General features: G+C 65.8%; 22 protein-coding genes. 9 read left to right on the top strand and 13 right to left on the bottom strand.

Annotated elements, in window-relative coordinates; translation table 11 throughout:
* Nucleotides 1-5 precede the first annotated feature (5 nt).
* From GTZ99_RS16515 to GTZ99_RS16490, 6 genes are all read right to left on the bottom strand, one after another.
* Nucleotides 6-302 (bottom strand): hypothetical protein, encoded by a 297-nt coding sequence (locus GTZ99_RS16515; RefSeq protein ID WP_161720894.1) that lies wholly within the window; start codon nucleotides 300-302, stop codon nucleotides 6-8.
* Entirely contained in the window at nucleotides 299-1342 is a 1044-nt protein-coding gene (locus GTZ99_RS16510; protein WP_161720892.1) for a class I SAM-dependent methyltransferase, read from the bottom strand. Before GTZ99_RS16510 ends, GTZ99_RS16515 begins: the two co-directional genes overlap by 4 nt.
* Nucleotides 1339-2730, bottom strand: coding sequence for an MFS transporter (locus GTZ99_RS16505; RefSeq protein WP_161720890.1), 1392 nt, complete (start codon nucleotides 2728-2730; stop codon nucleotides 1339-1341). Before GTZ99_RS16505 ends, GTZ99_RS16510 begins: the two co-directional genes overlap by 4 nt.
* 368 nt (nucleotides 2731-3098) lie before the next feature.
* A complete protein-coding gene (locus GTZ99_RS16500; protein WP_161720888.1) occupies nucleotides 3099-3716 on the bottom strand; it encodes a YceI family protein in 618 nt (205 codons plus the stop codon).
* A gap of 32 nt (nucleotides 3717-3748) precedes the next feature.
* Entirely contained in the window at nucleotides 3749-4348 is a 600-nt protein-coding gene (locus tag GTZ99_RS16495; protein WP_161720886.1) for an FMN-dependent NADH-azoreductase, read from the bottom strand.
* Nucleotides 4349-4378: 30 nt separating this feature from the next.
* Entirely contained in the window at nucleotides 4379-5170 is a 792-nt protein-coding gene (locus GTZ99_RS16490; RefSeq protein WP_161720884.1) for a DODA-type extradiol aromatic ring-opening family dioxygenase, read from the bottom strand.
* A 129-nt stretch (nucleotides 5171-5299) separates the two neighbouring features.
* Between GTZ99_RS16490 and GTZ99_RS16485 the strand changes: the two genes are divergently transcribed.
* Nucleotides 5300-6193, top strand: a complete 894-nt coding sequence (locus GTZ99_RS16485) for a LysR family transcriptional regulator (RefSeq protein WP_201742587.1) — start codon at nucleotides 5300-5302, stop codon at nucleotides 6191-6193.
* Here the strand turns inward: GTZ99_RS16485 and GTZ99_RS16480 are convergent.
* From GTZ99_RS16480 to GTZ99_RS16470, 3 genes are all read right to left on the bottom strand, one after another.
* Nucleotides 6190-7338, bottom strand: a complete 1149-nt coding sequence (locus GTZ99_RS16480) for an aminotransferase (protein ID WP_161720882.1) — start codon at nucleotides 7336-7338, stop codon at nucleotides 6190-6192. The two genes, GTZ99_RS16485 and GTZ99_RS16480, sit on opposite strands and share 4 nt — an antisense overlap.
* Before the next feature lie 80 nt (nucleotides 7339-7418).
* A complete protein-coding gene (locus tag GTZ99_RS16475) occupies nucleotides 7419-8546 on the bottom strand; it encodes a class I SAM-dependent methyltransferase (protein ID WP_161720880.1) in 1128 nt (375 codons plus the stop codon).
* Nucleotides 8543-8911 (bottom strand): hypothetical protein, encoded by a 369-nt coding sequence (locus GTZ99_RS16470; RefSeq protein WP_161720879.1) that lies wholly within the window; start codon nucleotides 8909-8911, stop codon nucleotides 8543-8545. The genes GTZ99_RS16475 and GTZ99_RS16470 overlap by 4 nt, the downstream gene beginning before the upstream one ends.
* Before the next feature lie 50 nt (nucleotides 8912-8961).
* On the opposite strand from GTZ99_RS16470, the gene GTZ99_RS16465 reads away from it, so the two are divergent.
* The 8 genes from GTZ99_RS16465 (at nucleotide 8962) to GTZ99_RS16430 (ending at nucleotide 18362) form a co-directional block, all read left to right on the top strand.
* A complete protein-coding gene (locus GTZ99_RS16465; RefSeq protein WP_161720877.1) occupies nucleotides 8962-9876 on the top strand; it encodes a LysR family transcriptional regulator in 915 nt (304 codons plus the stop codon).
* 141 nt (nucleotides 9877-10017) lie between these two features.
* Nucleotides 10018-11277, top strand: a complete 1260-nt coding sequence (locus GTZ99_RS16460) for an amidohydrolase family protein (protein ID WP_161720875.1) — start codon at nucleotides 10018-10020, stop codon at nucleotides 11275-11277.
* A gap of 5 nt (nucleotides 11278-11282) precedes the next feature.
* A complete protein-coding gene (locus tag GTZ99_RS16455; protein ID WP_161720873.1) occupies nucleotides 11283-12797 on the top strand; it encodes a bifunctional 3-(3-hydroxy-phenyl)propionate/3-hydroxycinnamic acid hydroxylase in 1515 nt (504 codons plus the stop codon).
* Nucleotides 12794-13222 carry a GlcG/HbpS family heme-binding protein gene (locus GTZ99_RS16450; protein ID WP_161720871.1) on the top strand — a complete coding sequence of 143 codons (429 nt, stop codon included), beginning with the start codon at nucleotides 12794-12796 and terminating at the stop codon, nucleotides 13220-13222. The genes GTZ99_RS16455 and GTZ99_RS16450 overlap by 4 nt, the downstream gene beginning before the upstream one ends.
* Before the next feature lie 7 nt (nucleotides 13223-13229).
* Complete coding sequence (locus tag GTZ99_RS16445; RefSeq protein WP_161720961.1) at nucleotides 13230-14150, top strand: VOC family protein; 921 nt, start codon at nucleotides 13230-13232, stop codon at nucleotides 14148-14150.
* 6 nt (nucleotides 14151-14156) lie between these two features.
* The gene (locus tag GTZ99_RS16440; protein WP_161720869.1) at nucleotides 14157-14993 is read left to right on the top strand and encodes a fumarylacetoacetate hydrolase family protein; all 837 of its coding nucleotides are present in this window, start codon (nucleotides 14157-14159) and stop codon (nucleotides 14991-14993) included.
* Nucleotides 14994-15093: 100 nt separating this feature from the next.
* Nucleotides 15094-17412, top strand: coding sequence for a TonB-dependent receptor (locus tag GTZ99_RS16435; RefSeq protein WP_227711442.1), 2319 nt, complete (start codon nucleotides 15094-15096; stop codon nucleotides 17410-17412).
* A gap of 89 nt (nucleotides 17413-17501) precedes the next feature.
* Entirely contained in the window at nucleotides 17502-18362 is an 861-nt protein-coding gene (locus tag GTZ99_RS16430) for an alpha/beta hydrolase (RefSeq protein ID WP_161720867.1), read from the top strand.
* Nucleotides 18363-18383: 21 nt separating this feature from the next.
* Here the strand turns inward: GTZ99_RS16430 and GTZ99_RS16425 are convergent, their stop codons facing one another.
* The 4 genes from GTZ99_RS16425 to GTZ99_RS16410 all read right to left on the bottom strand — a co-directional run bounded on the left by GTZ99_RS16425 (nucleotide 18384) and on the right by GTZ99_RS16410 (nucleotide 24509).
* The gene (locus GTZ99_RS16425) at nucleotides 18384-19595 is read right to left on the bottom strand and encodes an MlaA family lipoprotein (protein WP_161720865.1); all 1212 of its coding nucleotides are present in this window, start codon (nucleotides 19593-19595) and stop codon (nucleotides 18384-18386) included.
* Between the two features lie 189 nt (nucleotides 19596-19784).
* Entirely contained in the window at nucleotides 19785-20927 is a 1143-nt protein-coding gene (locus GTZ99_RS16420) for an acyltransferase family protein (RefSeq protein ID WP_161720863.1), read from the bottom strand.
* A gap of 100 nt (nucleotides 20928-21027) precedes the next feature.
* Nucleotides 21028-23364 carry a beta-glucosidase BglX gene (gene bglX / locus GTZ99_RS16415; RefSeq protein WP_227711441.1) on the bottom strand — a complete coding sequence of 779 codons (2337 nt, stop codon included), beginning with the start codon at nucleotides 23362-23364 and terminating at the stop codon, nucleotides 21028-21030.
* A 131-nt stretch (nucleotides 23365-23495) separates the two neighbouring features.
* Complete coding sequence (locus GTZ99_RS16410) at nucleotides 23496-24509, bottom strand: LacI family DNA-binding transcriptional regulator (protein WP_320076705.1); 1014 nt, start codon at nucleotides 24507-24509, stop codon at nucleotides 23496-23498.
* Nucleotides 24510-24597: the final 88 nt, after the last annotated feature.

The raw sequence follows: 24597 nt of genomic DNA, 5'->3' as shown, positions 1-24597 counted from the left end.
GCCTTTTAATCGCGGGCCACGCCCGACAGGGCGTCCAGCACGCCTGCCACCAGTTTAGCCCCGCGCGCGTTCAGGCGCGATTGCAGATCGGGGTCGGGCTGGTGGGCGTCGATCTGGGCGCTGATGTCGATGCCGCGCTGGGCCAGCACCTCCTCCATCACCATCATCCGGTCGGTCAGCACCCACACCTCCTTGGTCAGCGCCAACAGCGCCGCGCCCAATGCGCCGGTGTCCACCTCGTTCAGGGTGGGGCGGGCCGGGTGGTTATAGGCGGTGGGGTTTGATGGGTCCAAAATCGTCATGCCGGTTTCCTTCCCTGCACCACATGGGGGTAAATGCCGCTGGCGGTGACATCGACAAAGCCCGCCTCACGCGCGACCTGCGCCAGATCCAGCGAGGCGGATTCGCGCCAGAACGGTTCCCCGCCCCACAACGCGCCCGCGTCGGCCTTCCACTGGCCCAACTTGTCCATGTCGGCATAGCGGGTGACATCGCTCATGATCATGTCGCCGCCCGGTTTCAGCACCCGGAACGCCTCGGCAAAGGTGGCGCGGATGATGTCGGCGGGGATTTCGTGCAGCAGGATGTATGACCCCACCAGATCAAAGCTGGCGTCATCAAACCCGGTCGCCTCGGCCCCGCGCTGGTAGAGTTGCCACGCCCAGCCATGGGTGTTGGCCACGCGCTGTGCATGTTCCAGCGCGCGCAGCGACCAATCGACGCCGACGATCTGGGCATCGGGGTACACCTCTTGCAACGCATGGGTAAAGTGGCCGGTGCTGGCCCCCATGTCCAGAATGCGGGCGTAATGGTCGCGCGGCGCGCGGGCGGCGATTTCGCGGCGCTGTTTGAAAATGCCGCCGGGGTACAAGGCCTCGACCAACCGCTTGTGGATGATCTCGCCATGGATATAGCCCTGCATCGGGTGTTCGTCCCACCCCCCGGCGGTGCGGTGGAAATGGACGCCTTGCCAATAGGATGGCATCGGCCCTGTGGCCGGTTCCAGCGTGCAGGGGCCATCGGCCTGCGCCTGTGCCAGCACCGGGTCGACGGCCTCGCGGATTTCCTCATAGGCCTCACGCGCCAAAAGCCCATGCATTTGCGCGTGCCATTCGCCCACCAGTTGGCTGACGCGGTTGGCCCGCGATCCGCCCAGCGCCTGCGCCATATGGGCGTGGCGGCGGTCCATGTCATCGGGCAGCGCGGCCGGATCGGGCACGGCGGCGGCCAGATCGGCGGCGGCGGCAGCCTTTAGCCCGGAGGCGCCCCGAGCCAGATGGACCACAAAATCCACCCCGGCCCGTCCGCGCTGATGCAGCACGGCGTCCAGCTTGCTGGTCATTTCAGATCCTCCTGTTTCAGTTTGTATCCGGCCAGCAGGGCGATCGACACAATGCCCAGCACAGCCGGAATGTAACACACGCCAAGCAACAGCGCCTGACGGATGGCGGGGGTTTGCATCACCTCTGGCGGCAGGTTTTTATCGAACCCGGCCGCCGACAGCGCCACGCCCACGATCAGCGGGCCAAAGGCAAAGGTGAATTTCTCGGTGAAGGAATAGAAGGCGGTGAACACGCCTTCGCGCCGGATGCCGGTGGTTTGCGCGTCCAGGCTGATGATATCGGTCAGCATCGACATCGCCATGATCACATTGCCACAGGCGCCAAAGGCGATCACCGACAGGCGCAGGACATAGGCCCATGCCGGTTCGTCCGGCGATGCCAGCGCCCAACTGGCCACCGTCAGCACATACAGCACCGCGCCAAAGATATAGGTCTGCGCTTTGCCGATCCGGCGCGACAACCACACCAGCACCGGGGCCGCCACCAATTGCACCAGCGTGGCGACCAAGGCGGCCGGCGCCATCAGCGTCAGTTTGGCCTGCAACACATTCAGCAGGAAATACATCGAGGCCGCCTGTGTCGCCGCCACGCCCAGCAATTGGGTGAATTTCACCCCCAACAGGCGCAGGAAATGGCGGTTGGCGAACACATGGCCGATTTCGGCCATGACTCGCGGGCGCTGTACCTGCGCGGTGGAAAAGCGGGCGCTGGACGTGCCCCCCCATGCCACCAGCGTCGAGGCCAGAATGATCGCCCCCCCGATACAGCCCAGCAGCGCATAGGAGCCCCACGCCAGCCGCCCGAAATGTTCCAGCAGCAAGGGAAACACCGAGCCAACGATCAAGCCCGCCACCGCGACAAACATCATCCGCACCGAATGGATCGCGGTGCGTTCGTGATACTGGTCGGTCATTTCGGCGGGCATCGCCATGAACGGCACGTTGAACAGCGAATAACCCGCCGTGTAAATCAACAGCGCGACAAAGACATAACCCGCCCGCAACGCTTGGCCGTCAAACAGCGGGGTGGTGAAAATCATCACATAGCTGCCCGCGCAAATCATCGCGCCCGCCAACAGGAAAGGACGGCGGCGGCTGCCACTGGTCTGCAACCGGTCGCTCCATGTGCCCACCATCGGATCGGTCACCACGCCCAGCAGTTTGGAAACAAAGATCAAACTGCCCGCCAGCGCCGGTTCGATATGCAGGATCGAGACCATGTAGAACAGGATCAACCCGCCCACCGAATTCATCAACAGCGCCACGCCCAGCGCGCCCGATCCCCATGCCAGCCGCAATCCCGGGGTGGTGCAGGCGGGCGGCGGGCCGGTTACGGCGTTGGCCAATATGCCATCGGTGGCGCCTTGGGGCGCTTGGCTCGTCGTCATGCTCGTTTCTCCCCAATGCGGACGGGCGCGGGCGGGATGCCGCGCTCACTGCCGCTTGGCCGTTGCGGGCAAATACCCGCTTGCGCTGCCGCTGGTTTTCAGCCTATGGAACCATGCGCAAAAGGCATGTTTTTCAAGCCGTTCCAGCGTTTCAACACAGGGGTCAGCCTATACCCCGCCCGGCTCTTGCCGCCCGCTTTGCGCCGCCTGTCCGACAGACGAATAGCGCTGGCATTTCCCGTGCCGATCAATCATTTGCGCGCGTCCAAAACGTCAAAACCCCGCCGCCACCCAGGTCCATGGGTGACGACGGGGCCGTGTGGCGCGCCAGCGGGGGGTGGTGACGGCGCGCCTTGGGGTCTGATCGCTTACGGACGCTCAAACGCGGCGGTGATGCGCAGTTCCACCTTGTCCGCCACGGCCGGGACATAGGCCCCCACGCCAAAGGCCGAACGGCTGATCGTGGTCGTCGCGTTAAAGCCCAGCGTATAGGCCTTGTTCATCGGGTTGACGCCGCCGCCATTGAACACCGCGTTCAGCACCACCGGCTTGGTCACGCCGTGAAAGGTCAGGTTGCCGGTGATCGCGGCGGTGCGGGCGCCGGTCTTGACCACCTTGGTCGAGACAAAGCGGATCTGCGGGAATTGGGCGGCGTCCAGGAACTTGGGCCCGCGCAGTTCCTCGTTCAGCGTGGCGTTGGCCGTGGTGATGCTGGCGGCGGGGATGGTGATGTCCAGCTTGGCGCTGCCGATCGCCTTGGGGTCGATGGTCAGGCTGCCGTCGATGCCCGACAGGCCGCCGAACCAGTCCGAAAAGCCGAAATGCATCACCGAGAAGGCGACATGGGTGTGGGCGCTGTCGACCTTGAACGTGCCGCCCTGCGCGGCGGCGGGGGCGGGGTTTCCACCCACAGCCTGCGCGTGGACAACGGCGGGGGTGGCCGACAGCATGGCGGCGGCCAGCATCAGCGAGGCAAAGTTACGCATGGATCTTTCTCCTGAGTTTTATGGCGTGGGGTTCAGGCCAGATCGGCGATCTGGGCGCGGGCGGCGGTGATCGCGGCGCTGGCGGCGTCCGGGCCAAAGGCCAAACCCTCGGCCGTCACCACCTGCACATCGGTCACCCCGACAAAGCCCAGCAGCGCCTTCACATGCGGCACGGCAAAGGGGAAACCGCTGGCGTCATCATATTGCCCGGCGCGGGCATGGGCGATGATCGCCTTGGTGTCCTTGACCAGACCTTCGGGGCCTTGCGCCGTATATTGGAACGTCGTGCCGGCGCGGGCGACATAATCGAACCACGCCTTGAGCGTCGAGGGCATGCCAAAGTTATACAGCGGCAGGCCAATCACCAGCGTGTCGGCGGCGAAGACTTCGGCGATCAATTCGTCCTGCAACGCGCGGGCGGCGGCGAACTGGCCGCCTTCGGGCGCGGCGCGGCCAATGCCGGCAAGGCTGGCCTGCGTCACATGCGGCACCGGATTGGCGTCCAGATCGCGCACCGTCACGGTGACATCGGGATTGGCGGCGCGGGCGGCCTCGACATAGGTGTCGATCAACTGATTGCTGACCGAGGCATCACCAGTCGCGGCCGAACGGATAACAAGGATATGGCTCATGGAGGGGATCTCCGGGGTTCGAGGTGGGGTTCAGGAAAAAGCGTAGGCGTCCATCCGCAACGCGCCCAGCGTGGTGCTGGTGTGCAGGCGGGTGGCCGCTGGCGCGGGATGGCCAGCCCCTGCCCCCGCCGCGCCATAGGCGACAAACAGCGGCAACAGGTGGTCATCATGCGGGTGGTTATGTTCGGCATAGGGCGCCAGCGCCCGGTACGAGACCAGATCGCAACTGCGCCCGTTGATCAGCGCGTCATGCATCCATTCGGCAAAGTCGCGCACCCATGCCGGTTCGGGGGCATTCATGTCCATCCGGTTCAGCGCACGCAGGTTGTGCGTCATGCTGCCCGAAGCGATGATCAGCACATTGCGTTCCCGCAAAACTGCCAGCGCCCGGCCCAGTTGCACATGGTGGCCGGGGCCAAGGTGGCTTTGGATCGAGACCTGCACCACCGGGATATCGGCATCGGGATACATCAGCATCAGCGGCACCCACGCGCCATGGTCCAGCCCGCGCACGCTATCCATGCCCACCTGCAACCCGGCGTCCCCGATCAGCTCGGCCACTTGGGCGGCCAGTTCGGGGCTGCCGGGGGCGGGATATTGCACCTCATACAGCGCCTGGGGAAAGCCATAGAAGTCATGGATCGTCGGGTTGACCGTCACACTGTTGACCTGCGCCACCGGGCTGTCCCAATGGGCCGAGACCATCACAATCGCGTCCGGCCGGGGCAGTTCACCGCCCAGCCCGCGCAGAAAATCGCGCGCCGCCACATCGTCAAACGGCAGGGTGGGCGATCCGTGCGAGAGATACAGCGTGGGCAGCATGGCGTGTAACCTTGTGTCTTGGGACAGGCGCCAGCGCGCCGCCGATGCAGCCAAGATAGGCAGATGATTTTCGCATTCCCATTGCCTATATTGGCATTCCACCCATGCGAAAAAGGATAGGGCGCACCGATGGATCAGCCGATCGACTGGGATGACCTGCGCAGCTTTCTGGCGATTGCGCGGCAACGCAGCCTGTCAGGCGCGGCGCGCGAACTGGGCCTGCGGCAAAGCACGATGAGCCGCCGTCTGGCCGCGCTGGAGGCCAAATCGGGCGCCCGCCTGTTGCAACGCACCCCGCGCGGATATGACCTGACGCCGCTGGGCGAGGCGGTGCTGGGCAATGCCGAGCGCATGGAGGCCGAGGCCATCGCCATCGAGCGCGCCGTGCAGGGCCGCGATGTCGCGCTGTCGGGCACGGTGCGGATCACCACGGTCGAGGTCTTGTCCAACCTGTTGCTGCCGGGGGCGATTGCCGGGTTGCGGGCCAAATATCCGGGCATTCAGGTCGACGTGCTGACCGATTCCCGCGCCCTGTCCCTGTCCAAGCGCGAGGCCGATCTGGCGCTGCGCATGACGCGGTTCGAAGGGGGTGAGTTGGTCTCGCGGCGGGTGGCGCGGATGCCCAGCGCGCTCTATGCCAGCCCGGACTATCTGGCAGCCCATGGGCATGACCTGACCGCGCCCGGCCACGCCCTGATCACCGTGGCCGAGGATCAGGCCCACCAGCCCGAGGCTCAATGGCTGACCGAGACGGCACCGGGCGGCGTGGTGGCGCTGCGCACCAACAGCCGCGACACGCAATTGGCCGCCGCGCGGGCGGGGATCGGGCTGGCGTGTCTGCCGCGTTTTCTGGCCGATCAGGCGACCGGGCTGGAGCGTATCCCCACGCGTACCGCGCCACCCTTGCGCGAAATGTGGCTGGGCGTGCATGCCGATCTGCGCCACATGCCGCGCGTGCGCGCCCTGATCGAGGCGCTGGACTCGCAAATCACCCGCCTGCGCCCCTTGATCGAGCCCGATTAACCCACCAGCCCCGCGCGGAATGCGGCCAGCCGCGCGGTGGCGGTCTGGATCACCGGCGCTTCCTTGGCAAAGCACAGGCGGACGTATCGCGTTTCAGGCGCGGCGGCATAGAATGCGCTGAACGGGATGGCGGCCACGCCCGCTTCCGGGATCAGGCGGGTGCAGAATGTTTCATCGTCCAGCCCAATGCCGCTGGCGGTCAGGTCGATGGTGACGAACCAACTCGCGGCATTGTCCAGCACCACATAGCCACCATCGCGCAGGCCATCCACCAGCGCCCGCCGCCCCGGCACATAGCGGTCACGGTGCGCGTCATGCCAGTCACGCGGCAGCGCCAACCCGTCCGCCACCGCCCATTGCAGCGGCGTGGGTGTGGTATAGGTCAGGAACTGATGCCGCGCCGCCACCTGTTCGGCCAGCGCCGGGGCGGCCACCACCCAGCCCAGCTTCCACCCCGTCAGCGAGAACAGCTTGCCCGCCGAGCCCACCTTGATCATGCGGTCGCGCAGGGATGGGATGGTCAGGGCCGAGAGGTGTTCCGCACCTTCCCACACCATCGCCTCCCACACCTCGTCACAGATCAGCGTCAGGTCATGGCCCGCGCACAGATCGCCCACCGCCGACAGCGCGGCATGGCTGAGCATCGTGCCGGTGGGGTTGTTGGGCGTGTTGAGGATGATCGCCCGCGTGTTGGGCGTGATCGCGGCCTCCAGCGCGTCCACCGGCAGGCTCCAGTCCGGCGGCGTCAGGCTGACCAGCACCACGCGCCCGCCCGCCCATTCCACCAACGGCTTGTACGCGTCATACAGCGGCTGGACACAGATCACCTCGTCGCCGGGGCGCACAATGGCCAGAATGGCGGCGGCCAAGGCCTCGGTCGCGCCGGAGGTGACGATCACTTCGGCCGGGTCAATCGACAGGCCCTGATGCGCGGCATAGTAATCGGCCACCGCCTGACGCAGCCCCGGCAGCCCGCGCATCGGCGGATATTGGTTGGAATGCTCGCGCAAGCCCCGCACCGCCGCCGCGATCAGCTCGGCCGGCTCGGCCATTTCGGGATAGCCCTGCCCCAGATTGATCGCGCCTGCTGCTGCTGCCGCGCGGCTCATCCGTTCAAAGATGGTGGTGGGGATGGCAGGTGTCATATCAGGCCTTTACGCAAAGGGGGCAGGCCCGGTCGCCCCGGCCTGCCCCCCTGTTTGCCGTCAGCCTGCGTGGCTGGCAATCACTTGCGGCCAGAAGCGATGAACCAGCTGCGGAACACGCCCTTGGACTCAGGGCCAAAGCCGCCCTGACCCGGCGCGGGGGCGAAACAGGCGTCCTGATAGCCAATCTTGGGATCGGCAAAGCCCGCGCTGCGCATCAGCGCGTCATAATCGGCCGAGGTCGCCACCTGCCATGCCGGTTCGTTGTTATAGTCACGCTCGACCTGCGCGCGGATCTGCGCCCACAGGTTCAACTGGTCATAGCGCGCGGGCACCTCCAGATGGACCACCACGCCGCCCGGTTTGAGCAAGCGATAGCTTTCGGCCAGGATCTGCGGGATCGCGGTTTCGGACGTTTCGTGGAACAGCGCGGCCGAGAAGACCAGATCAAAGCTCTCGTCCTCGAACGGGGCGTGTTCGGCATCGCCCTGCACGAAATGCACCGGCACGCCCAGATGGCTGGCCCGCGCATGGGCATAGCGCAAGACCGATGACCCCACGTCAATGCCATAGGTTTCCGCATCGGGGAAAGCGCGCGCCACCGGCACGATGCTGGCGCCGGTGCCACAGCCCAGCTCCAGAATTTTCAGCGGCTTCAGGTCGGGATATTCGGCAAAGACATGGCCCGCCACGGTCGCGCCGCGCCCGTCGTTCATGAACCCGCCGTTGCGGCCCAGCATATAGACCGCCCCGCCCCGGTCCATCACCGCGCCCTGCGTCACATCATCGCCGTTCAGCGCATAGCCGCCCGGCATCATGTGGACATGGCCATCGACCAGATAGGCCGGCGCGGTAAAATCGGGGTCGATCGTCACCGAGCCGATGTCGGCGGCCTGCGCGGCCTTGGCGTTCAGGGCGTCCTTTTGACGGTGGACGCTGCGATAGATGTCGTCCCACATCAATTCCTGCGCCGCACGGAACATCCCCGCCCAGCCCAGAAAGGCCGGTTCCTCATGCAACCGGGCAAAGGCCTCGGCGTCGCGGTCATTGTGCTGTGGGCCGGGGTCGATCGCATCGGCCAACTGGCCCTGCAATGGCTCGACCTCGCTGCCCAGCCAGATCTTCAGATCGCGGGCGAACAATTGCTCGGCCATCTCGTCATGGTTGGCCTGCGGCAACATGGCGTGCGTGCCAATGGGCGTGCTCATGCGGTTTTCTCCTGAATGGCGCGGCGGGTGGCATCGCGCAACGGGCGGAAAATCTTGGCGATCATGCGCTGGCGGATGCCGTCACGCTCGGCGGCGGCCGCCGCGTCGGGGGCATAGCTGTCGATCAAAGTGCGATCGATGGCACCTTTGTCCTCCAGCATCCGTTCCAGCGTATCGATTCGCTCCCGCGCGACAGCCAGTTCGCTGGCCAGGGCAGCAATCATCGCCAAAGCCTGATCTTCCAGCACGGAAAGGCCGGTGATCTCGCGGCGGCCTGCGGTATAGGGCGTCTTGTCCAAGGCTTCGCTCTCCAATTCGGGCAAGAGGGTGATACGCGCGGCGCGTCCGACAGGCGATAATTTCACCCAGACTGTTCGCTGTGCGAATGTGACGCAAGCCTGCTATGATAGGTCATATGTCCACCGGTACTCTTTTCAACGCCCTAGACCCGCGCGCCCTGTTGATCTTTCATCAGGTGGGGCGGTCGCAATCGGTCAGCGGGGCCGCCCGCGCGATGCATGTGTCACAACCGGCGGTGTCCGCCGCGATGCAATTGCTGGAGGCGCGATTGGGGCACAAGCTGTTCCACCGCTCCTCCACCGGCATCCGCCTGACCGAGGAAGGCCACGCCCTGTGGCGCCGCGCCGACGAGGTGGCCACGCTGTTGCGCAAGGCGGTCGAGGATGTCACCGCAGCGGCCAGCGCCCGCGTTGGCCCGCTGCATGTGGGGGGGACGCCGGGCGCGCTGCTCACTCTGCTGCCCGCGATCATGCAGCGTATAGACGCCCATTATGACAACGTGCCGGTGCATATCTATGAACGCCCCGATGGCGAGTTGATGGAGCTGTTGCGCCAACGCAAGATCGACATGGCGGTGGTCACCACCCGCATGGAGCCGCCCCCGCCCGACCTGCGCGAGATCACCGTGGCGCGTGACCAGTTCGTGCTGGTGGCCGGGGCAGAGCATGGCGATCTGGCTGATTCGGTGTCGTTGCGCGATGTGGCCGCCTTGCGCTGGGTATTGCCCGATGCGCAGGGGGCGTTCCGCCGACAGGTCGATGCGCTGTTTATCAGCGCGGGTGTGTCCCTGCCGACACAGGTGATCCGTTGCGACAGCCTGTTGACCACCAAGGCGGTGGTGGCCGCCACGGGCCGCGTCACCATCCTGCCAATGCGGGTGGTGGCCGATGACGTGGCGGCGGGCACCTTGCGCGCCATCTCGTTGATCGAAATGCAATTTGCCCGCAATGTCGGGGTGCGGCTGCTGGCTGATGCGACGCCTTCGCCGGTGGTCGCCTTTGTGCTGGAGGGCCTGCGCGAGGAGGAATAACCACCTCCACCATTAGCGCTGCAACGCAACAACCCACACCCCCATAACCCCTGCCTATGACGCAATAATGAGCGAATATTTTCGCAATTGAGCGCTCGCTGATATCCCGGTGCAAACACATTGAACCGGGAGACGCGCCCCATGGGCCTTTGCATCACCAATATCCGCATCTTTGACGGCACGCCCACCCCGGCGCGCGCAGGCAGCGTGCGGATCGAGGGCGAGCGCATCGCCGCCATCGCCTATGCCCCCGACACCATCACCCCGCAGGCCGATGACACCGTGTTTGACGGCGCGGGCCGCACGCTGATGCCGGGCCTGATCGATTGCCACGTCCACCTGCAACTGGGCAGCACGGTCGAGGCCATGGGCAAGCCGGGCAATTTCCCGCCCGAGCAACTGGCGCTGACCGCCGCCCACGCGGGCCGCGTGCTGCTGGACCATGGCTTTACCGGGGCGTTTTCGGGCGGTTCGTCCTCCGCCGGGGCCGAATTGGCGGTCAAGGCCGCGTTTGACCGTGGCACGCTGCCCGGGCCCCGCATGGTCACCTCGTCGATGGAAAAGCTGCCCGGTGGCGCGCCCGGCCTGATCTTCAAGTTCCCCGCCCGCGACACCCGCCCGTCCGATCCGGCCGCCGTTGCCGCTTTTGTCGAGGAAATGGCGGGCATGGGCCTGCAAACGGTCAAGTTCCTGTTGAACGGCGTATCGGCCATGGACCCCGGCACCAACCTGACCGAGCAGTTCCACGAGGACGAGATCATGGCCGCGGGTGAAGCCGCGCGCCGCTGTGGCGTTGAACTGACCGCGCATTGCTATACCGCCGCTTCGGTCAAGGTGGCGATCCGCGCCGGTTTCCGCCTGATCTATCACTGCAACTATTCCGACGCCGAAGCGCTGGACATGATCGAGGCAGCCAAGGACACGCTGTTCGTGGGCCTTGCCCCCGGCATCGAGGAAGCCGACCACATCCGCGCGCCCAAGTTTGGCGTCATGGCCAGCGAAGGCCAGGTGGCCGAGCAGGCCAACGCCGTCGCCACCAAAAAGGCGATCGGTCAGGAACTGCGCCGCCGCGGCATCCGCTCGCTGCCGGGTGGGGACTATGGCTTTCCGTGGAACCCGATCGGCCTGAACGCGCGCGATCTGGAACTGTTTGTCGAATGGTTCGGCTATTCGCCGGTCGAAACGCTGCATGCCGCCACGCAACTGGGTGGTGAATTGATGCGGATGGAGATCGGGCAGGTCAAGGAAGGCTATCTGGCCGACCTGTTGCTGGTCAGCGGTGACCCCACCGCCAACATCAGCCTGCTGCGCGATCCGGCCAATCTGGCGATGATCATCAAGGGCGGCGCGTTCCACAAGAACACGCTGACGCCCGCCCCCGTCCCTGCTGAGGTGGCTTAATTTCCATGTTTGATGTTGCGATTATCGGCTGCGGCCCTGTGGGCGCGCTGGCGGCCTGTTTGCTGGGGCGCGCCGGGCTGAAGGTGGTGGTGCTGGAAAAGGAGGTCGACCTGCACCCCCTGCCCCGCGCCGTCCATCTGGACCATGAAATGATGCGCCTGTTCCAGTCGGCGGGCGTGATTGACCGCGTGTTGCCCGATATGGTCGACACCGATGGCCACCTGCATGTCGGCGCCGCCCATCAGGCGATCCGCTATATGGGCACGGTGGGCATGGAGCGCCCGTTCGGCTGGTCGAACGACTGGTTCTTCTATCAGCCCGAACTGGAAGCCCATCTGCGCGCCGGTTTTGCCGACATGGCGAACGTCGATCTGCGCCTGGGTGCGGAATTCACCGGGCTGGTGCAGGATCAGGGGGCGGTCCACATCACCTATTTGCAGGATGGCGCGGCGCAGGAAGTGACCGCCCGCTGGGCCATTGCCAGCGACGGCTCGCGCAGCCCCGTGCGCAAGGCGCTGGGCGTGCGGCTGGACGACCTGAAGTTTGAAGAGCCGTGGCTGGTGGTCGACGCCGAGGTCGACGGCCCCGTCCGCTTCCCCGAGATCGACGGCGTGCCGGCAGAGGCCGATCTGCAACGCCTGTCGGTGATGATGTGCAACCCCAAGCGCCCTGCAACGGTGGTGCCGGGCCGGGGCACGCACCGCCGCTGGGAATTGATGCTGTTGCCGGGCGAAGACGACGCGGCGATGATGCAGCCGGAAAAGGTGGCAGAGCTGCTGGCCCCCTATATCGGCCATTTGCCGCACACCATCATCCGCTCGGCCACCTATCGCTTCCACGGACTGGTGGCCGAACAATGGCAGGTCGGTCAGGTGTTTCTGGCCGGTGACGCCGCGCACCAGACCCCGCCTTTCTTTGGTCAGGGCATGTGCCACGGCTTGCGCGATGTGGCCAATCTGGCGTGGAAGATGGCGGCCATCGTCAATGACGGCGCATCGCCCGCGATCCTCGACACCTATCAGGCCGAGCGCGACAGCCATGTGCGCGGCGTGATCGGCGCGGCGGTGGCGGCAGGCCGTTACATCTGCGAACTGGACCCGGCCAAGGCCGCCGAACGCGATGCCGAGATGGTGGCCCGCGCCAAGGCGCAGGCCGGCCAGCGCCAGACCGCGCATGACCTGGTGCCCCCGATTGGCGCAGGGATCGTGCTGATGGGCAGCGTGGCGGCGGGCGAACGCTTTATCCAGCCGGTGATGGCCGATGGCCGCAAGCTGGATGACCACACCGGCGATGGCTGGCGCCTGTTTGCGCGCGGCCCGGTGGGCGCGGCGCAGGGCATCACCACGGTGGATGCAACCACGCTGGCCGATGGCGGCAAGGTGCTGGATTGGCTGAAGTCGCGCGGTGTAGAGGCGGTGCTGATCCGTCCGGATCACAACGTCTTTGGCACCGGCACGACAGACGCGCTGATCACGGCGCGTTGCCAGATGCTGGGCCTGCAACTGGAGAATATCGCATGACCGCCCTGACTTTTGCCGCCGCGCAAACCATCGTTGCCACCGCGCACGACCATGCCCGCACGCAAAACCTGAAACCGCTGGCCTTTGTCGTGCTGGACGCGGGCGGCCATCTGGTCGCGGCGGGGCGTGAGGATGGGGCCACCTTTTTCCGCACCGAGATCGCCAAGGCCAAGGCCACCTGCGCGCTGGGCATGGGCGTCGACACCGCCGTCACGGCCGAACGCGCCAAGGGCAACCCCACCTTCTACGCCGGGATCGTCACGACTCTGGGCGGGGATGTGGTGTTTTCGCCCGGTGGCGTGCTGATCCATGACGCCGATGGCGTGGTGATCGGCGCTGTGGGCGTGTCGGGCGACACCGGCGAGGCGGATGCCGCCTGTGCCAATGTGGGGATCAAGGCCGCTGGCCTGATCGGGAGCAACTGATTTCATGATGAAACTGCGCAGCATCGAACTGTCCCTGCCCAACGCGGCACAGGCGCACCAATGGATGATCGACATCTGGGGCTGCGCTGACGCGGGGCAGCAGGATGGCACCTATTACCTGCGGGGCAGCGGCACCTATCCCTATCTGGTGGCGCTGGCAGAAAACGCCGACAATTACGTGCGCACCGTCACATGGGTGTGCAGCGCCGAGCGTTTGGCGCAGGTGGCGCAAGCCGCGATGCAGCGCGGGCTGAACGCCGCCCCCGTGATCAGCAATGATCCGGGCGGCGGCCACGGTCTGGTGGTCGAACTGGCTGAGGGCGAATGCCTGCGCTTTCTGGTGGACGCCTCCGAGGTTGCCCCCATCGCGGGCCACTCCAAGGCCAGCCGCCGGGTGATGCCGGTGAAGCTGACCCATGTCGTGTTCAACGCGGCCGATGCCGAAGCCAGCGGCGATCTGGTCGAGGACGTCCTTGGCTTTCGCGTGTCGGACCGGACCAAGGGCATGGTCTTCGTGCGCTGCAACGAGGCGCACCATTCCACCGCCTTTGCCCGCGCCGGTTTTGCCAGCCTGAACCACATCGCGTTTGAGATGGAGGATCTGGACAGCGTGATGCGCGGCATTGGCTGCATGCGCGATCACGGCTTTGCCCCCGCGTGGGGTCCGGGCCGCCATGGGCCGGGCGACAATGTGTACGCCTATTACATCGCGCCCTTTGGCCCGGTGATTGAATATTCCACCCCGGTCGAAAAGGTGCCCGCCGATTATGTCGCGGGCGCGCCTGACGACTGGACCTGGCCGGAAAAGCGCATCGACCAATGGGGCATGTCCGACAAGGACTTTGCCGGTCTGCGCATCGCCGAAGAAATGTTCAAATTCCGCCGCGAATGGGACCCCGCCCCGATCGCGCAACTTGCAGGAGCCTGAGCCCCCATGCGTTACGTTTCCTTCACCCGCCCCGATGGTCGCGCCGCCTATGGCCGTCTGGAGGGCGACACGGTGGTTGACCTGTCGGCGGGCGCCGATGCGCCGGTCGATCTCAAGTCGGCGATTGCCGCTGGCGTTTTGGCCGATCTGGCGGCGGGCGAAAGCTTTGCCCGTGGCGAAGTGGCGCTGTTGCCGGTGATCCCCAACCCGGGCAAGATCTTCTGCGTCGGCCTGAACTATGCCACCCACGTCGCCGAAACCGGGCGTGAACAGAAAGAGCATCCGGCGATCTTTCACCGCTGGAATGACTCGCTGATCGGCGATGGCGCGGCGATGGTTCGCCCCGGCGAAAGCGTGCGCTTTGACTATGAAGGCGAAGTGGCCGTGATCATCGGCAAAGCGGGCCGCCGCATCGCCAAGGACGCCGCGTGGGATCATGTCGCCGGTTACGCGCCCTTCAACGATGGCAGCGTGCGCGACTGGCAGCGCCACAATATCCAGTTCCTGCCGGGCAAGACCTGGCCTGCCACCGGTGCCTTTGGCCCGGCGATGGTCACCCCGGACGAGATCGGGGATCTGAGCAGCCAGCGCGTCCAGACCCGCCTGAACGGCGAACTGGTGCAGGATCAGCCGATCAGCGACATGATCTGGGATATCCCCACGGTCATCGCCTATTGCTCGACCTTTACCGATCTGGCGCCGGGCGATGTGATCGTCACCGGCACGCCGGGCGGTGTGGGCGATAAGCGCAAGCCGCCGCTCTACATGAAGGCCGGCGATGTGGTCGAAATCTCGGTGGGCGTCATTGGCACGCTGACCAACCCCGTCGTCGACGAACAGTAACCGCAAGCAGGGCCGGGCGGCGCCCGTGTGCCGCCCGGCCCTTTCCCATCAACCAACCATAGCAAAACCACACAACAAGGACTCAGGGGAGAACATTTCCATGCATACCTTGCTTCGTACCGCCATGTTGGCGGGCGCGGCCAGCATCGCGCTGGCTGCCAACACCGTTTACGCCGCCGAAGCCCCCGCCGCCCCTGCCGCTGATACGGCGCCGGGCGAAATCGTCGTCACCGCACAGCGCCGCGCCGAACGTCTGCAGGACGTGCCGCTGGCCGTGTCGGCCATCGGTGGCGAACAGATGGCCAAGGGCGGCTTTCAAAAGCTGACCGACCTGCAATATCAGGTTTCGGGCGTCCAGTTCGGCTCCTCGCCCAATGACAGCGGCTTCCGCCTGCGTGGCGTGGGCACGGCTGGCGGCTTTGCCTCGTCCTCGGAACAGAACGTTGGCACCGTGGTCGACAACGTGGTCATCCCCTTTGGCAACCCGGTCGGCGCGCTGGGCGATATCGAGCGGGTTGAAGCGCTGAAGGGTCCGCAGGGCACCCAGTTCGGCAAGAACGCCTCGTCGGGCGTGATCAACATCACCACCGCCCGCCCCAAGATCGGCCAGTTCTTTGGCAAGGCCAACATTTCCTATGGTTCGCTGAACGAAGTGAACGCGGGTCTGTCGCTGAACGTGCCGGTCAGCGCCAATTCGGCGCTGGCGATGTATGGCTTTTACCGCCGCAATGACGGTTTCCTGTGGAACGCCACGCTGAACAAGATGTGGGGCGGCGAAACCTCGTTCGGTGGCCGCGCCAAGTTCCTGTGGGACGCCAGCGACGATGTCACCGTGTTCATCGCGGGCGACTATAGCCGCACCACCGGCGTTGGTCCGGGCCAGCTCTGGACGCTGAACGCCGTGCCCAGCTTTGCCAACCCGCTGATGGCGGCCCGTTTTGGCAACCTGACCTCGCTGGGCATCACGCCCGGCTTCAACAACACCACCAGCGCGGAAAACACCGACGGCTTTACCAGCCAGACCAACTATGGCGCCAGCGTCGAAATCGGCAAGAAGCTGGGCGATTACACGCTGACCTCGATCACCGCCTATCGCGGCTATATCCAGGGCGCGCAGAACTTTGGCATCGACGGCTCGTCGGTGACGGTGTTCCAGGCGCAGCAGGGTTCGGTGCATAACGCTTTCCTGAGCCAGGAATTGCGCCTGTCCAGCCCGTCGGATGGCCGTTTCGTCTATACCACGGGCGTCTATGCCTCGCGGCGCAAGACCGGCAATCCGGGCGACGTCAACCGCGCCCAGTTGATGCCCGCCAACCCGTTCAGCGCGTTCTATGTCAACATCTCGGGCGGGCAGTCGAACACCCAGACTCGTTCGGACTCGATCGCGGCCTTTATCGATGGCAAGTTCAAGGTGAACGACCACATCGCGGTGCTGGGCGGTTTCCGTTACCAGTATGACTGGGTGGACGCCTCGTTCATGTCGACGATCGATCCGGCCTATGCGCCCGGTTCGGTGGTGAATGGCGCGTTTGTCGTGCCCTATGCCGCCAGCCCGCTGCTGACCGGTTCGACCAAAAAGGGCGGCTGGGCCGGCAAGGCTGGTCTGGAATACAAGGTCGACCGCGACCTGATGTTCTTTGCCACCGTTGCCCGTGGCTATCTGGGGCCGACGGTCTCGTTCTCGGGCCTGACGGGCACGCGCACCAACGTCAATCCGCAGACCGTGCGCGACATCGCCTTTGGCGTGAAGTCGCAGCTGTTCAACCGCGCGGTGACGTTCAACGCCAACGTGTTCTTTGACAAATACACCAACCTGCAGACCAGCGTGTTCAACGGGACGGAATTCCTGACCGAAAACGCCGGTGGCTTCGAGGCCAAGGGTTTTGAATTCGACGCCAGCTGGCGCGTGTCCAAGGCGTTCTCGCTGCGCGGTGGCTTCACCTATTCGGACACCAAGTTCACCGATTACGTGACCGCGTGCCCCAATGTGGTGAAGGCTGGCTACAGCTGCTATAACTTGACGGTCAACGGCAGCACCACCAGCGTTGTGCAGGCTGCTGGCGAGCCGCTCTCGGGCGCGCCCAAGATCAGCTTTACCCTGTCGGCGGACACCCGCGTGCCGCTGAACGATCGCGTGATGTTCGATGCTTCGGCCAATGTGTATTACCGCAGCCGGGTGCAGTATGATGTGGCCAACGCCATCTCGTATCAGCCGGGCTATTACACCATCGGCCTGAACACCGGCATCGGCGATGCCGAGGGCAAGTGGCATCTGGGCCTGTTCGTGCGCAACCTGCTGGATCGTCGCTTCCACGCCTCGGTGATCGGCCTGCCGTTCGCCGATGCCGGCGGCGAGGTGAACTGGCTGACCCGCGAAGGCCGCCGCACCATCGGCGTCAGCGCGGAAATGAAGTTCTGATCCGCTAACCCAAAACACCATCGGCCCCGGCAGGAACGCCTCCTGCCGGGGCCTTTGCTTTTCAACGCCTGTTGATGGATAGTTATGCCATGACCCAATCCGCCCAAATTCGCGCCGCGATCGATGCCACCGGCTGTGCCATGGGGCCCGATGTGATCGCCGGTTGCCGCCAATTGTTTGGCGAGGAACAGATGGCGCTGGTCGCCGCCGTGCCGCCGGTCGCCAGTGATGTCCCCTATGGCCCGGACGCGCGCCACGTGCTGGACATTTACGCTCCCGTCGATGCGCGCGATGCGCCGGTGGTGGTCTTTGTCCATGGCGGCGGCTTTGTTCTGGGCAGCAAATGCGAGGATGGCTGGGCCAATGCGGCGGTGGGCCGCTGGGCCGCGACACAGGGCATGGTGGGGGTGGTGATCAACTATCGCCTGGCGCCCGACCACCTGTGGCCTGCGGGCGGTGCGGATGTGGGCGCGGCGGTCGATTGGGTGCGGGCCAATATCGGCGCCTATGGCGGTGATCCGGCGCGCATCGTGGCGATGGGCACATCTGCGGGCGCGGTGCATGTCGCCGGTTTCCTGAGCCTGCGCCCCGATCACGCCGATCTGGTGCGTGGCGCGGTGCTGCTTTCGGGCCTGTATGGCTATACCCCGCTGGACGTAAAGGACGAGCGCTATTACGGCGCGCCCGAGGACTACCCCGCCCGCATGCCGCGCGAGGGCGTGGCGGCCACCACGCTGCCGCTGTTTGTCGCGGCGGCGCAATATGATCCGCAACGCTTTCAAGCCGAATTTCTGGGCCTGATGACCGAGCGCAACCAGCGCCATGGCACCATGCCGCTGGGCCATATCGCCAATGGCCACAACCATTACTCGATGGCGATGCATATCGGCACGTCTGACACGCGCCTGTCGGCCGAAGTGGCCGATTTCATCACCCGCGTCTGCGCATAGGCATCTGCGCGGCCCGGACGCTTAGCGGCGGCCGGGCCCCCGCAGCGCTGACAGATCCACCAGCGCCACCGCCTCCGCCCGCAAGGCCGGCACCGCCGACACGGGCGCGGGCGCGGCGACAGGCGCGGGCGCAGCCGGCGCAGGCTCTGCCACCGGGGCGGAGACGGGCGCAACCTCTGGCGCAGGCGCGGCGGCCGGCGGGTCCTGCCTGCCCTTTTTCGCCGGGTGGCGCAGGGCGTCAATCTCGGCCTGACGACGGGTCAGGTAATATTCCCGCGTCGCGCGATAGGGGTCGACCGCCCCCTCCTGATATTCCTTCAACCGGGGCGCGGCGGCCAGACGGTCATTCAAACCGCCAATCACGATCACCCCCATGCCGTAATAGGGCGTGGCAAACGGCCCGCCGATGGCCAGCGGCGTGGTAAAGCGGTCAATCGTCGTGCCGATCAGATCGCGCGCCGTCGTCGGCCCGATCAGCGGCAGATACATGTACGGCCCCGGCTTTACCCCGTAAAAGCCCAGCGTGTTGGCCATGCCATTGGGGCGATAGGGCAGCTTGAACGGTTTGGCCGCGGCGACATCAATCAGCCCGCCCAGTCCCACCGTGCTGTTCAGCGCAAAGCGCAGCGCGGTCTCGGTCGCCTTGCCAATCTTGTGCTGGAAGACGAAACCGGCGAAATTCGTCGGCTCGCGCATGTTGAAGATGAAGTTCTGAAAGCCCCGGCGCATCAGGCGCGGCACCGCCTTCTCGTAAAAGCGGGCAGCAGGCGCGACGATCGAGCGGTCCATCCCCTGCACCACTTCAAAGCTGCGCTGGTTGGCCTTGAACATCGGGTCGGTCGCTGGCGGCTTGGCCGAACCGGACACGACAATCGGTTCGTCCCCGTCATCCGCCGTATTGCCCGCCGTAACGCCAGCGGTGGTGACCAGCCCCAGGCCGCCATTCACGCCCGGATCGGCCATGAATTGCACCGGTTGCGCCGCCAGCATCGGCCGGGTGGGATCATCCGCGCTGATATAGGCGGTGGCCCCGTCCTGTGCGGCAACATAGATCGTGGCCGCATCGCCGCCGCGCGCCCGCGCCGACAGGATCACGTCATGCCCGCGCGCGGCCGCGGCCTGCGGCGCGATTCCCACCGCCACCAGCGCCGTACCCAGCGCCCAGCCCGCCCGGCCGGCCAACCGCCCAGCCTGTTGCCGTACCTCTGCGCGATGCGGGGCGGGATGCCGCATGAATGAAACCCTTTGCCGTCGGAATGCCGTCAGTTACGCAAAAGCGGGCGCCCCAATTGCGGAATCGCCCGCCTCCACGCATCTGCCCTTAGGCGTTAACGGTTTTTTTGTGCATTGCGCAAGACGTCTTCACCATGCTGGCGCAGATCGCCGGGCATTCCGCGATCTTGACGCGTTTTTGGCGCAAACTTAGCCGATACGTAGCGCCCGGCGCACAGGTTCGTCCCAGAATCGCGCCGCGCTCCACGCCACCACCAGCGACAGCGCCAACAGCCCGGCCCCCACCAGCGCGGCCTGCGCGGGCGCGGGATGGCGCGCGATGACATAGTTCATCCAGACATAGCAGGCCGGATAATGGGTGATATACAGCGGATAGGACAGCCGCCCCGCCTGACGACACAGCGCCCCGCCACCCCAACCAGCCGCCGAATGCGCGCCGGCCAAAACGATCAGCGGAAACAGGATCAGCACACAGGCGACTTCATACAGGCCGTTCCACGCGATGCCGCCCGATGGCTCCCATGTCGGCAGGGCAAAAGCCACCACCAGCACCAGGCTAAGCGGCCCAAAGCCCACCTGCCAGCGCGGCAACCGATCACGCAGGCGATAGAGCAACAGCCCCATGACAAAGGGAAAAGTCATGCGCACCAGCCCCATGGCGAAATTGTCAAACCCCCAGCCGCTGTCCAGCGAGCCGAGCTTTTGCCCCGCCACGATCAGCGCCACCGCGCCCACAGCGGCCACCACGCCCAGCCCCCAGTTGGGCAGCCGCCGCAGCACCAGCGCATAGGCGATGTTGCCGATGTACTCTTGCAACAGCGTCCATGTCGGGCCGTTGAGCGTATGGGTATCGGTCCAGCGGTTGGGCAAAGGCCCCGCCGGCAGCGCCAGCAGCGAAAGCGCCAGCGCGAACAGCACGCTGGACAAGGGCACCGCCGCCTGCTCGGCCGAGAAGGGGTCCAGCACATAGCTGGCAAAGCCCATCAGCGCGCCCAGCACCACCAGCGGGTGCAGCCGGACCAGCCGCGTGCGGACAAAGGCCCCCAGCCCCATCCGCCCCCACCGGTCGTCATAGGCATAGCCAATGACAAAGCCCGACAGGCCGAAAAAGAAATCCACCGCCAGATAGGCATGGTGCAGCCACAGCTTTGGCCCCTGAAAGCCGACCGTGATGCCCTGAATATGGAACAGCACCACCAACAGCGCCGCGCTGCCGCGCAGGCCATCCAATACCTCGAAATGCGGCTTGCCCTGCGCGGTTGTGTCCTGTGCGGTTGTGCCTGGCGCGCTGTGGCTCTGTGCGGTCTGGGCCGCGTCCGTGTGGCCGGTCATCATTGCTCTCCCCCTGTGTGGCGCCGATGGGTCTTTTGCCCATATCCGCGCCGAAAAGGGAGCAAGCCGTGGCTGGCCCGCCCCCTTTTGGCTGTTACGTTCAGTTCTTGGCCACGCTCAGCGTGGTGGCCAGCGGCGCCGTGCTGTCGCCGCCCGCGTACAGGTCAAACACCGTCTCGTCCTGCACATAGGCGCCCTTGGCCGCCGACCAATAGGTCAGCTCCTTGGGGCTCAGGCGGAAGGTGACCTTGCGCACTTCACCGGGCGCCAGCGTGATGCGGCTAAAGCCTTTCAGCTCACGCACGGGGCGCGCGGACGAACCATGGCGCTGGTGGATATACAGCTGCGCCACCTCGTCGGCGGGGCGGGTGCCGGTGTTCTTGACGTCCACGCTCACCTCCACGCTTTCGCCCGGCGCGATTTTGCCCTTGGCCACCGACAGGTTGGCATAGCTGAACGTGCTGTACGACAGGCCATAGCCAAACGGATAGAGCGGCGTGCTGGGCGCATCGCCGTAGTGCTTGTCGGCGGTCGAGGGCTGATGCCCGGTCAGGTGGCTATAGATCATCGGCAATTGCCCGACCGAGCGCGCCCAGCTGAACGGCAGGCGACCAGCCGGGGCCGCATCGCCAAACAGCACATTGGCCACCGCCGTGCCGCCCTGCGTGCCCGGATACCAGATGTTCATCAACGCACCGGGCTTGGCGCCCTTCAGGTCCAGCGGACGGGCGCTCATCAGCAAGACCACCACCGGTTTGCCAGTGGCGATCACCGCGTTCAGCAATTCCTGCTGACGCCCCGGCAGATCCAGCGAGGAACGGCTGGCATATTCGCCGATCATGTTCTGCGGCTCGCCCAGCACCAGCACGGCGACATCCGAGGCCTTCGCCTTGGCGACGGCCTCGGCGATGGCGGCATTGTCGTCCACCTCGACATAGGTCTGCTTGTTCAGGCCCATCTCGTCGAAAAAGCTGCCGTTGACGCGCTTGGGCGTCGACACGCCCGGTGCATAGGCAACATTGGCCCCAGCCCCCAGCTTGGCCTTGATGCCCGCCAGCACGGTGACGGTTTCGGCGCTCTTTACGTCGAACACCCAAGGCCCGATCGTGTCACGCGCGGAATCGGCCATCGGCCCGATCACCGCGATCGACTTGACCCCCGTACGGTTCAGCGGCAGCAGGTTGCCCGCGTTGTGCAACAGGACAAAGCTGGCCTCTGCCGCCCGGCGCGAGACATCGCGGTGGGCCGGATCGGCCAGCACCTTGGTCGCGCTCGCCACATCGACATAGGGGTTTTCAAAAAGCCCCATGCGGATCTTGGCGGCCAGCACGCGGCGCACGGCGGTGTCGATGTCGGCCATCTTGACCTTACCGGCCGCGATCTGTTCGGGCAGGTGCTGGAACGCGGTCTTGCCCGGCGAAATGCCCATTTCCATGTCGACGCCCGCATTCAGCGCGCGCGTGGCCGCATCGGCGTCATCGGCGGCATAGCCATGGGTGGACAGGTCACGCGCCGCGCCCGCATCCGTCACGACAAAGCCCTTGAAGCCCCAGCGCCCGCGCAGCACATCGGTCAACAGCCAGCGGTTGCCGCTGGCCGGCGTGCCGTTCAGGCCCATATAGGCGCTCATGATATTGCCCGCGCCCGCCTCGATGGCGGCCTGGAACGGCGGCAAATAGACGTTCCACAGCTCGTTGTCCGAGATGTTCACCTCGTCATAGTCGCGCCCGCCCAGCGAGGCGCCATAACCGGCAAAATGCTTGGGACCAGCGATGATGCGGCCCGGCGCGCCCAGATAGGCGCCCTGGAACCCGCGCACCTGCGCGGCCGCCATCGCCGAACCAAGGAACGGATCCTCGCCCGCGCCTTCGACCATGCGGCCCCAGCGCTGATCGCGGGCAATGTCCACCATCGGCGCAAAGGCCCAGTGGATGCCCACCGCGCGCGCTTCGGCGGCGGCAACGGTCTGGCCCGCTTCGGCCACCTTGGGATCCCAGCTGGCGGCCACCGCGATCGGCACCGGCATCACCGTGCGCAACCCGTGGATCACGTCAAAGCCGAACAACAGCGGGATCTTCAACCGCGACTGCTCGACCGCGATGCGCTGCATGCGGTTGATCTGCACCGGATCGGTCATGAACAACAACGAACCGGCGCGCCCTGCGGCCACTTCCTTTTCCAGCGGGGCGGCCTGTTCGCCCGTGCCGCCAAAGTTGAAATACTGGATCAGCTGGCCCACCTTTTCCTCGGTGGTCATCTGCGCCATCAGCGCGTCAACGCGCGCGTCCACCTGCGCCTCGGTCAAAGGGGCGGCTGCGGGGGCGGCCTTGGACTTGGCCGGGGCGGCGTTGACCGCGCCCACCATCACCGGCGCGGCAGCCAAAGCGGCACTGGCCAGCAAAGCGCTGCGCCAGAAATTGGGGGAACCTTTCATCATGCCTCCTGCGTGGGCTGGCCGGGTGCGTTGCATGAATCCCGGCGCGTGGTTTGCGTGGGCGGCGGCATATTGCGTTTAACGATAAACCAAAAGCGAAAAATGCATGCGCCCCGCGCGCCCCGCCACCGCGTTCAGGCCGGGGTCGATTCCCGCCAGATCACATCAAAATCCAGCACCGTATCGCCCGCCAAAGCGCCCGTGCCCGCCCGCACGCCCTGTGCCAACAGGCCCACCGCCGCACCCGCCATCGCGCGCAAAGGCTGACGCACGGTGGTCAGCGCGGGCCACACCCGCATCGCGATGGATGTATCATCAAACCCCGTCACCGTCAGATCGCCCGGCACATCCAGCCCGGCCCGGTGCGCCGCCAACAGCACGGCGGCGGCCATGTCATCGCTGGCCGCCATGATCGCGTCAGGCCGTTCGGGCAGCGTCAACAACGCCTGCGCCGCGGCCAACCCGGTGGCAAAGGTGAACCCGCCTTCGACCACATAAGCATCGGGCACATCCAGCCCGGCCTGCGCCATGGCTTGCAGGAAGCCGTCCAGCCGGGCCTGACTGTCGGAATGGCGGCGCGGGCCGGTGACACAGGCGATGCGCCGCCGCCCCCGCGCGATCAGCCCGCAGGCCAGATCCCGCATCGCCGCGCCATTGTCGATCCGCACACTGGCCATCCCCGGCAATCCGCGCGCTGTGGCGATCGCCACCGCGGGCACGTTCAGCGCGGCAAAGCCGGGGTGCTCGGCCATCATTTCCGCAAAGGGGGGCATCAGCAACAGCCCATCCGCACCCGACCGCGCCAGCCCCTGGGCAGCGGCCACAACCGATGCCGGATCAATGCCCCGCACATCGCGCATCAGCAATTGCAGCCCGCTTTCGGCCGTGGCCAGCGCGACAGCGGCGATCAGCGTGTCGATAAACGGGCTGTCGGCATCATAATACATCAGCCCGATGCGCGCCGCCGCCGCCCCCACCAGACTGCGCGCGGCCTGACTGGGGACATAGCCCATCTCGCGGATGATGCGCTGGACATTGTCGCGGGTGGCCTGGCTGGTCTTGCCCTTACGGTTGATGACGTTGGACACGGTCATCGCCGAAACACCCGCGCGCGCGGCCACGTCCTGAATGGTCACACGATGAGGCACAGAGCGGCGGGCAGGCATCCCTGCGCTCTAACGCAAAAGCCGCGCGGCGGCCAGACGGTCCCATACCAACCCTGAACCAGCCAGCCGC

This window comes from Novosphingobium ovatum (assembly GCF_009909235.1).
Classification (GTDB): domain Bacteria; phylum Pseudomonadota; class Alphaproteobacteria; order Sphingomonadales; family Sphingomonadaceae; genus Novosphingobium; species Novosphingobium ovatum.
This window is presented reverse-complemented; position numbering and strand designations above follow the sequence as displayed.

What these genes read in the sequence shown, in the direction of transcription:
- GTZ99_RS16460 (WP_161720875.1), top strand. Translation starts at nt 10,018, where the DNA reads ATGGGCCTTTGCATCACCAATATCCGCATCTTTGACGGCACGCCCACC.
- GTZ99_RS16420 (WP_161720863.1), bottom strand. Translation starts at nt 20,927, where the DNA reads ATGACCGGCCACACGGACGCGGCCCAGACCGCACAGAGCCACAGCGCG.
- GTZ99_RS16515 (WP_161720894.1), bottom strand. Translation starts at nt 302, where the DNA reads ATGACGATTTTGGACCCATCAAACCCCACCGCCTATAACCACCCGGCC.
- GTZ99_RS16435 (WP_227711442.1), top strand. Translation starts at nt 15,094, where the DNA reads ATGCATACCTTGCTTCGTACCGCCATGTTGGCGGGCGCGGCCAGCATC.
- GTZ99_RS16450 (WP_161720871.1), top strand. Translation starts at nt 12,794, where the DNA reads ATGACCGCCCTGACTTTTGCCGCCGCGCAAACCATCGTTGCCACCGCG.
- GTZ99_RS16455 (WP_161720873.1), top strand. Translation starts at nt 11,283, where the DNA reads ATGTTTGATGTTGCGATTATCGGCTGCGGCCCTGTGGGCGCGCTGGCG.
- GTZ99_RS16440 (WP_161720869.1), top strand. Translation starts at nt 14,157, where the DNA reads ATGCGTTACGTTTCCTTCACCCGCCCCGATGGTCGCGCCGCCTATGGC.
- GTZ99_RS16425 (WP_161720865.1), bottom strand. Translation starts at nt 19,595, where the DNA reads ATGCGGCATCCCGCCCCGCATCGCGCAGAGGTACGGCAACAGGCTGGG.
- GTZ99_RS16465 (WP_161720877.1), top strand. Translation starts at nt 8,962, where the DNA reads ATGTCCACCGGTACTCTTTTCAACGCCCTAGACCCGCGCGCCCTGTTG.
- GTZ99_RS16445 (WP_161720961.1), top strand. Translation starts at nt 13,230, where the DNA reads ATGAAACTGCGCAGCATCGAACTGTCCCTGCCCAACGCGGCACAGGCG.
- GTZ99_RS16495 (WP_161720886.1), bottom strand. Translation starts at nt 4,348, where the DNA reads ATGAGCCATATCCTTGTTATCCGTTCGGCCGCGACTGGTGATGCCTCG.
- GTZ99_RS16500 (WP_161720888.1), bottom strand. Translation starts at nt 3,716, where the DNA reads ATGCGTAACTTTGCCTCGCTGATGCTGGCCGCCGCCATGCTGTCGGCC.
- GTZ99_RS16510 (WP_161720892.1), bottom strand. Translation starts at nt 1,342, where the DNA reads ATGACCAGCAAGCTGGACGCCGTGCTGCATCAGCGCGGACGGGCCGGG.
- GTZ99_RS16490 (WP_161720884.1), bottom strand. Translation starts at nt 5,170, where the DNA reads ATGCTGCCCACGCTGTATCTCTCGCACGGATCGCCCACCCTGCCGTTT.
- GTZ99_RS16480 (WP_161720882.1), bottom strand. Translation starts at nt 7,338, where the DNA reads ATGACACCTGCCATCCCCACCACCATCTTTGAACGGATGAGCCGCGCG.
- GTZ99_RS16430 (WP_161720867.1), top strand. Translation starts at nt 17,502, where the DNA reads ATGACCCAATCCGCCCAAATTCGCGCCGCGATCGATGCCACCGGCTGT.
- GTZ99_RS16485 (WP_201742587.1), top strand. Translation starts at nt 5,300, where the DNA reads ATGGATCAGCCGATCGACTGGGATGACCTGCGCAGCTTTCTGGCGATT.
- GTZ99_RS16475 (WP_161720880.1), bottom strand. Translation starts at nt 8,546, where the DNA reads ATGAGCACGCCCATTGGCACGCACGCCATGTTGCCGCAGGCCAACCAT.
- bglX (WP_227711441.1), bottom strand. Translation starts at nt 23,364, where the DNA reads ATGATGAAAGGTTCCCCCAATTTCTGGCGCAGCGCTTTGCTGGCCAGT.
- GTZ99_RS16505 (WP_161720890.1), bottom strand. Translation starts at nt 2,730, where the DNA reads ATGACGACGAGCCAAGCGCCCCAAGGCGCCACCGATGGCATATTGGCC.